Genomic DNA, 1,060 nt, shown 5'->3' on the forward strand with positions numbered 1-1,060 from the left:
GTTAGGTGCTTTGGTACGCTGAACACCGCATCCTCGGTGATAGAGAAGATGGTCGGAATAACCGCAAAGCCCATCGCAGCGCCAACAACTAAAGCATTTCGCTGGTCAAAATCGATGCCAGCAGAGTTAGTGAGCCATTGACGCATGTCACCATCAAACAAGATTGTTTCAAGTGCTGGGCTGATCGCCATGCTAATCCAGCCGCCGGCAATGATTACCGGAATCAGTAGAACTGGGTCCCATCCATCCGGAATCTTATGGCGAATCGCGACAGGAAGGTTGGTCCAGAGATACCCAAACAACAGAATGAAAATAGGCGTGATGATCAGTACCGAGAAAACGCCTGGTAAGTTCTCTTCCATGAATGGCGCGAAGAACAAACCGGCTAGAAAACCAAGGATAACGGTGGGTAGTGCTTCCATTAACTCGATAGAAGGTTTGACCTTTCTGCGAAGTCGCGGCGACATAAAGTAAGCCGTATACAAGGCGCCACAGATAGCCAATGGTGTCGCTACAAGCATGGCGTAAAACGCCGCTTTTAAGGTACCGAAGGCAAGAGGTGACAGGCTGTATTTTGGTTCGAAGTCATTGTTTGCAGCAGATGATTGCCAAATGTATTCGGGCTCTTGATAACCCTCATACCAAACTTTGCTCCAAAGCGCGGAGAAGGAAATCTCTGGGTGTTCGTTCTCTACATTCCACCATTGAATCATTCCTTCGTTGGTTTCTACCAATAGCTTGTTTGCTCGAGGCGCTATAGCAACGTGAGAGACCTCCGCCTCAGCATCAATGCGCAATGCAGTAGAGTGTGCAGTACTGTTGTAGAAGACAATTTGGCCTGTGGTATCGGCAACCACAAAGCCTTTACGGCGCTGCTCAATATCAACCGCACTCACGGACCCGCCGACGGCTTCGAAGGTACGGATTTTCTGCAAGCTGTAATCATTGTCGTCATCGCGCACCATAAACCATTGACTGGTAGCGCCATTGGTATCCGATACAAGTATAGAAGCACCGCCAAGCAGCAGGGTCATATTGGCTATGCCCGTTTCAACTGAGC

At 49.2% G+C, this 1,060-nt stretch carries 1 pseudogene; it reads right to left on the reverse strand.

The features are described 5' to 3' along the window. Positions 1-1,034: pseudogene (locus A3751_RS18405) on the reverse strand (phosphate ABC transporter permease); the annotation flags it as partial. Positions 1,035-1,060: the final 26 nt, after the last annotated feature.

The sequence above is a fragment of the Oleiphilus sp. HI0080 genome (assembly GCF_001635135.1).